Genomic DNA, 6,640 nt, shown 5'->3' on the forward strand with positions numbered 1-6,640 from the left:
TGTGAACCGCACCCCGCGCAGCATCGATGAGGCACTGCGCCGTGCCCGTGTCTTTGAGGGCGAGTACACCGACGCCGACCTCAAGCAGGCCCAGCGCACCCTGGCCGGGCACCTGCACGAGCTGCGCTGGGTGCAGTTCCTGACCTCCGCCTCGCACGAGCGCCCGTCGGCGCCGGCCCTGCTGCACGAGCAGGCCGCCCAGGATCTGCGGCTGCTGTGCCGCGGCACGGTCCAGCACCATCAGGCCGCCGCTCGCATCTCGGCCTTCGACACCGACCGCGACCCCGGCGGTGCGCTGACCTTCGCCAGCCTTCTCTACCTCGCCGACCAGCACGAAGGAGCCCAGTTCTGGTGGCACTATGCCGCCGGCGCGGGCAACGTCACCGCCGCCTTGTGCATCTATCTCCTGCACCTGCGCCACGGGGACATGCGCGACGCCGTCCACTGGGCCCGCCAGCTGCACCGGCTCAACAGCCTCAACTGGAACACCTACACCCCCGTGGACCACCACGCCGGGCTGCCCGCCTGCCGGACCACGGCGACCGCATCGGTCCATTACGAGCTGCCTGCATCCGGGCCCGGTGTGTGCGAAGAGGCGCTGCGCAGCGCCGTCGACGACCTGCGCAGCCCCTGCTTCGGCCCTCTCGGCCCGGTGCCCCAGCCCATCCCCGCTCTCGCCGCTCACTGGGCGGACCTGGTCGCCTGCTAGGAAGGAAGACGTCGTGAAGAGCCGCCACACAGCCGGCAGCGTGTCCGTCCCGTGCTGCTCGAGCGTGCAACGACAGGACCTGCGGCACGATCCCGGCGGCAGCCGCCCCCGGGGATGGTCCTGGCCCTGCACGTGCAGGGCCAGGACCACAGCAGGACATCGCGGCAACGAACCCTGCTCCTGTCTCCGGGTGACTGATTGCCCGCAGTACTTCGGAGAGCCTCGCCGACGCGGAAACCGCGCCCGGCGAATGCACGACTAAAGATCAGGCATCCCCGCCGCCAGGTCAACACTGGGACACCCGCGCGGAAAACCTGATCCGCATTCACCTCCTGACCTGCCAAAGGGCAGGTCAGGACAGGTCTGAAACACGCACGGAGACGTGAAACAGCCATGCGGAAAATTACTCTGCGTGACATTACGGGCTGTCTGAGACCGGGACACAGATGCGGAAATCTTCCCACCACAGGCCACATGACCAGCCAATTCACCTCGGCTGATATCAAGTTCAGCGCAGACAAACGCAGGGACACAAACGCGGTTATCGGCTCCGAGGGGTTAGTGCTCAGAGCCCGGATGCTGCAACATCACTTGCCATGAAGGCGGCGGCAACCGCCTTGCCACACCCGCTTGTTCACCCGTTCGTCCGCCCGCAGTACAGCAAGGCTTGGAGAAAGATCCCCTTGAACAACCCTTTCTGCGGCCCGCCACGGCCGCTCACCACGCCGGAAGCCGGCGTCATCATCGTCATCGTCATCGTCGCCGCCGTCCTGGCCGCTCTCGGCCTGCCGACCGCCAGCGTGATCCTGCTGATCACTGAGGCGGTCTCACTCGGCACCGGGCTGCTCCTGCGGCTCCGCCGAAGCGGCACAGACCCAGCGCAGGTCGCAGAGGTCTGACCGCCGGATGGGGCGCCGCGAGAATCCGATTCCCCAGTGCAGCAAATCCCTGCACGCACTGGTGGCTTGGCTGCGTGCTGGCCGTACGGAGGCCGGGTTGACGTACGACCAGCTCGCCACACGCACCAAGTTCAGTGCGGACACTCTCGCGCGCGCCGCATCTGGACGCAGCGTCCCGCAAAACCTCGCCGTCGTCACCGCCTACGCCCTCGCCTGCAACCGCAGCCCGAAGGAAGCCGAACGGCTCTGGAAACAGGCACGCCGCGACGAAGCCCGCGCGCAGAGCGTCCTGAGCGGACACCGCGGCGGAGTCCACATCAGCGTCGTCAAAGACTTCGCCGACCTCCACTCGGCCATCGTCGACCTCTACCGCGACGACGGCAGCCCACCCCTGCGCAGCCTCGACGCACGCGTCGGCAACGTGGGCCGCCTCCCGCACAGCACCGTCGCCCGCGTCCTCAAAGGCAGCTCCACACCCAGCAGAACCTTCGTGGCCGCATTCGCCGAGGCCTGCAACGTCCGTAAAGCAGACCTGCCGGAATGGACCAAGGCCTGGGACAGGGCAGACACCGACCGGCGCAGCACCCGCATGCGCAAGAAACCGGCAGGCCTGCACCGACGACTGACCGTCCACGACCGCGCGACCCCACGCGACCTGCAACAGCTGATGAGCGAACTGGAATCCTCAGCACGCAGAGAGCCGGGCCTCAAGCTCCTGGTACACATCCCCCAGCCCGGCGACGCCGACACCGCCGCCTCCGCCCGCATGACCCGCGAACTCCTCATCGACCAGGCCCAGCGCAGCGGAGACCTCGCCTGCCCCCAGTGCCGGCGGCCCTCCTTCGGCTACGACGACCGCCACGGCTGGATCCCACAACTGTGCACCACCTGCGCCCCGCCAGCCCCCGCCCCAACCGGCCCGGCCACCGACACCCCGACCCTGGCACTCGGCTTACGCATCCCGACCCAGCGCCCGCCCCTGCCCCAGCGCATCGCCCGCCCCTGGCCCACCCCAGAGACCGCCCCCGCCGCACCCCAGAACGCAGACAGCCTGGCCACCCACCACGACCCGCCGACCACCCCAACCGCCCCCGCAACCGACTTCTTTGCACCGCGTAAGGACACCCCTGCAGCGGGCGCCGTCAACGGAGCCGATGAGACGGAGGAAGCGCCGGCCCGCACCGAGACCCGGCTGACAACACGCATCCGCATCAACATCCCCGGCAGCCGGCCCATCCCTCCCGTGATCATCCACAAGGCCGTCTCCCCTCGATCCTCGACAGGTGAAGACGAGGTGTGCGCCCCGCCGGGCTAAGCCTCTTTGCGTCGGGCGAGAGTTCCGGTGACCTGGGCGCATGCGCGCCTCGAGGGTGCAGATCTCCCGCGATGTGAGGCCCCGCCGACAGCGCGCTGATCGGAGACCGGGAAACGACTGCGTCTGCCTGGCGTCTTCTCCTACGGTGAACAGCCTGACCATCAGTGCGCGGACCGGCACCGGGCATCAGGGCAGCCGGTCGTTGCTGGATTAAGGGGGATACGGGTGGAGATCGAGCTGACGAAGGCTGTAGCCGCGGTGCGCAATGAGCTGCTGGAGGCGGCCGCGCAGGGCGCGGGTGAAGACCTGACGTTCAAGGTCGGTCCGGTGGAGCTGGAGTTCACGGTCGAACTGCGCGCGGACGCCAAGGCCAAGGCCGGGTTCAAGGCCTGGGTGGTCAATGCAGATGTGGAGGCGGGCGTGGCCAGGGGGCGCACGCACCGCGTGAAGCTGACACTCACGCCGCAGCAGGCCGGTGGCGGAGACCTCCTCGTACGCGGCCGGGCCGGCCAGCAATCCGGGCCGGGTGACGTGTCCGGGCGTATCGAGCCCTGATCACAGCAGCACGGCGTCCAGGTCGGGGGAGTTCGGGGGTACGGGGTGGAGCAGGAACGGGTCATCGCGGTCGACGGTCCCGGCGGGCCGGGGTCGGGCTATGTGATCGCACCGCGGTTGGTGCTGGCTTCCGCGCATGTCCTACCCGAACCGGGCGAGAAGGTCGCGGTGTTCAGGCCGGGCCGGGCGGATGTGTGGCAGGCGACAGTGGTCTGGCGCGGCACCCCCGCAGGCCGGGACGACGCAGCCCTGCTGCATATCGACGATCCCGACTGGATCCCGATGCCCGCCCGGCCAGTGCGGTGGGGCCGCCTGGCGACCGCGCGGGCCGGCACCCCGTGTGAGACCTGGGGCAGGCCCGATCTCGTCCAGCAACCCGGCCGGCCCGTCGACACCGCCCACCGCACCGGCACCCTCAACCCCGGCGACCGAATCGTCGGCAACCGGTATGTGATGCACCTCGCCCAGCATCCGCCCCAGCCCGAACAGGAAGACGCCTCACCCTGGGGCGGCCTGTCCGGAGCCGCCCTGTTCTGCGGTGACCTGCTGACCGGTGTGATCGCCACAGATCCGGCCCGGCACGCACACGCCGCGCTCGAGGCGGTGCCCGCCTACGTCCTGCTGCACGATCCCGCCTTCCGCACCGCACTCGCCGAACACGACGGAGCGGCCGGCAGCGAGCTGGAGCCCGTCGAATGGCAGGACCTGGCCGAAGCCGCAGACCCCGTCGACGGGCTGGTGCGCTCCCCCGCAGCCCTGCTGCGGGCCCGCCGCCAGACCGTGCCCTTCCACGGCCGCACCGCCCAACTCGACCAACTCCAGGCATGGAGCGACCTGCCGGTATTCGGGGCGCTGCTGCTGTACGGCAGCGGCGGACAGGGCAAGACCCGTCTCGCCCAGCAGTTTGCCAACACCCTCACCGCGCAACGGTGGAGCGTGCTGTGGCTACGCCCCGACGCCTCCCCGGAAAGCCTGACAATGCTGTCGGCAGCGGCAGTGCCGCTGCTGGTGATCGTCGACTACGCCGAAACCCGCACCGCCCAGGTCACCGCGCTGCTGGAGGCTGCCGCCCGCCACAGCGGCAGCACACCCTGCAAGATGCTGCTCATCGCTCGCACCGCGGGCGACTGGTGGCAGCAGCTCCAATCCCACACTTCCCTGGCCGAGGACCTGCTCGACAACGCCCCCACCATCAGCCTGTCCCCCCTGGAACCCGAGGCAAGCGAATCCCCCACCGACGCCTACCACCAAGCCCTCCGCGCCTACGCAGCTCAACTCCCCCGCGTCGATGGCCTGCGGCAGTACGACTGGCCCGCCATCGCGGCCCACCTCAACGTGAGAACGCCTCACCCCGGCCGCGCCGCAACCAGTGACAGCCAGAACGTGCAAACTGCGCTGACCGTGCACATGACCGCCCTGGCCGACCTGCTCGATGCCACCCCACGACCACTGACCAGAACACCAGACCAGTCCGCTTCCCACGGTAACGACCGCACCGTCGAAGACAGGCTGCTAAAACACGAGGAACGTTACTGGGCCGCCACCAGCAGCCATCTGCACGCCACTCTGACCCAGACCACGCTCACCGACGCCCTGGCAGCCGTCTTCCTCACCGGCGCCGACACCCTCACCGAAGCAGACGACCTGCTCGCCTGCCTGCCCGCCCTCACCGACCAGTCACGCGACCGGCGCAACGCCGTCCGCGACTGGATCGCCGCCCTCTACCCGCCGACCACACCGGGACGGCCCTGGGACAGTCTCCAACCCGACCGCCTCGCCGAACGCTTCATCGGCCGCCGCCTCCAACACCACCCCGAACTTGCCCACCACCTGATCCCCGGACGCAGCGAACGCCAGGCCGTCCAAATCCTGACCGTGTACTCCCGTGCCGCAGCCCAGCCCGCCTTCCACCACCAACTCGCCCCCCACCTCACCAGCCTGTGCGTACGGCACGCCGACACCCTGACCATGCCAGCCATCGAGGTCGTCCCCCAGACGGAAGCACCCGGGCCCCTTCTCAACGCCCTGCAGGAAATCACCGACCTACCAGGCGTCTCACTCGACACCCTTGCTATGTGGGCAGCTCGTCTGCCTGACGCCAGTCACAATCTCGCGCCCTGGGCTGCACACCTGACCCAACGCATCACCGATCTCCGACGCGAACGCGCCACCGAAGAGCCCACTTGGCTGCTCGACCTCGCCTCGAGCCTGAACAACCTCTCCAGCCGGCTGAGCGATCTGGGCCGACGGGAGGAAGCACTCGAAGCGAGCACTGAAGCCGTAGCCATCCGACGCGAACTCGCCGCAGCACGCTCCGACGCCTTCCAACTCAACCTCGCCGCAAGCCTGAACAACCTCTCCAACCGGCTGAGCGATCTGGGCCGACGAGAGGAAGCACTCGAAGCAATCACCGAAGCCGTGGACGTCTACCGCCAGCTGACCGCCGCACGCCCCGACGCCTTCCAACCTGACCTCGCCACAAGCCTGAACAACCTCTCCATCCGACTGAGCGATCTGGGCCGACGAGAGGAAGCACTCGAAGCAATCACCGAAGCCGTGGACGTCTACCGCCAGCTGACCGCCGCACGCCCCGGCGCCTTCCAACCTGACCTCGCCGCAAGTCTGAACAACCTCTCCATCCGACTGAGCGAGCTAGGCCGACGGGAGGAAGCACTCGAAGCGAGCACTGAAGCCGTAGCCATCCGACGCGAACTCGCCGCAGCACGCCCCGACGCCTTCCAACCCAACCTCGCCTCAAGCCTGAACAACCTCTCCAAGGCCCTGAGCGAGCTGGGCCGACGAGAGGAAGCACTCGAAGCAATCACCAAAGCCGTGGACGTCTACCGCCAGCTGACCGCCGCACGCCCCGACGCCTTCCAACCCAACCTCGCCATGAGCCTGAACAACCTCTCCAACGCCCTGAGCGAGCTGGGCCGACCGGAGGAAGCACTCGAAGCAATCACTGAAGCCGTAGCCATCCGACGCGAACTCGCCGCAGCACACCCCGACGCCTTCCAACCCAACCTCGCCATGAGCCTGAACAACCTCTCCAACCGACTGGGAGATCTGGGCCGACCGGAGGAAGCACTCGAAGCAATCACTGAAGCCGTAGCCATCCGACGCGAACTCGCCGCAGCACACCCCGACGCCTTCCAACCCAAC

Annotated in this window: 5 protein-coding genes; all 5 read left to right on the forward strand. The window is 68.5% G+C overall.

Features of this window, described 5'->3' with window-relative positions:
- Position 1: 1 nt before the first annotated feature.
- Complete coding sequence (locus tag ACFUO4_RS45140; RefSeq protein WP_383496993.1) at positions 2 to 709, forward strand: hypothetical protein; 708 nt, start codon at positions 2 to 4, stop codon at positions 707 to 709.
- Between the two features lie 596 nt (positions 710 to 1,305).
- A complete protein-coding gene (locus tag ACFUO4_RS45145; protein WP_383496996.1) occupies positions 1,306 to 1,608 on the forward strand; it encodes a hypothetical protein in 303 nt (100 codons plus the stop codon).
- Positions 1,609 to 1,615: 7 nt separating this feature from the next.
- Positions 1,616 to 2,923: a helix-turn-helix domain-containing protein gene (locus tag ACFUO4_RS45150; RefSeq protein WP_383496999.1), complete on the forward strand. Its 1,308-nt coding sequence runs from the start codon at positions 1,616 to 1,618 to the stop codon at positions 2,921 to 2,923.
- Between the two features lie 225 nt (positions 2,924 to 3,148).
- Positions 3,149 to 3,478, forward strand: coding sequence for a trypco2 family protein (locus tag ACFUO4_RS45155; RefSeq protein WP_383497002.1), 330 nt, complete (start codon positions 3,149 to 3,151; stop codon positions 3,476 to 3,478).
- Between the two features lie 45 nt (positions 3,479 to 3,523).
- A partial coding sequence (locus ACFUO4_RS45160; RefSeq protein WP_383497005.1) for a tetratricopeptide repeat protein occupies positions 3,524 to 6,640 on the forward strand: 3,117 nt, incomplete at its 3' end.

It is taken from the genome of Streptomyces sp. NPDC057280 (assembly GCF_042668605.1).
In the GTDB taxonomy this organism is placed as follows: domain Bacteria; phylum Actinomycetota; class Actinomycetes; order Streptomycetales; family Streptomycetaceae; genus Streptomyces.

Coding starts and splice junctions, on each gene's coding strand:
- ACFUO4_RS45150 (WP_383496999.1), top strand. CDS start 1,616: ATGGGGCGCCGCGAGAATCCGATTCCCCAGTGCAGCAAATCCCTGCAC.
- ACFUO4_RS45145 (WP_383496996.1), top strand. CDS start 1,306: ATGAAGGCGGCGGCAACCGCCTTGCCACACCCGCTTGTTCACCCGTTC.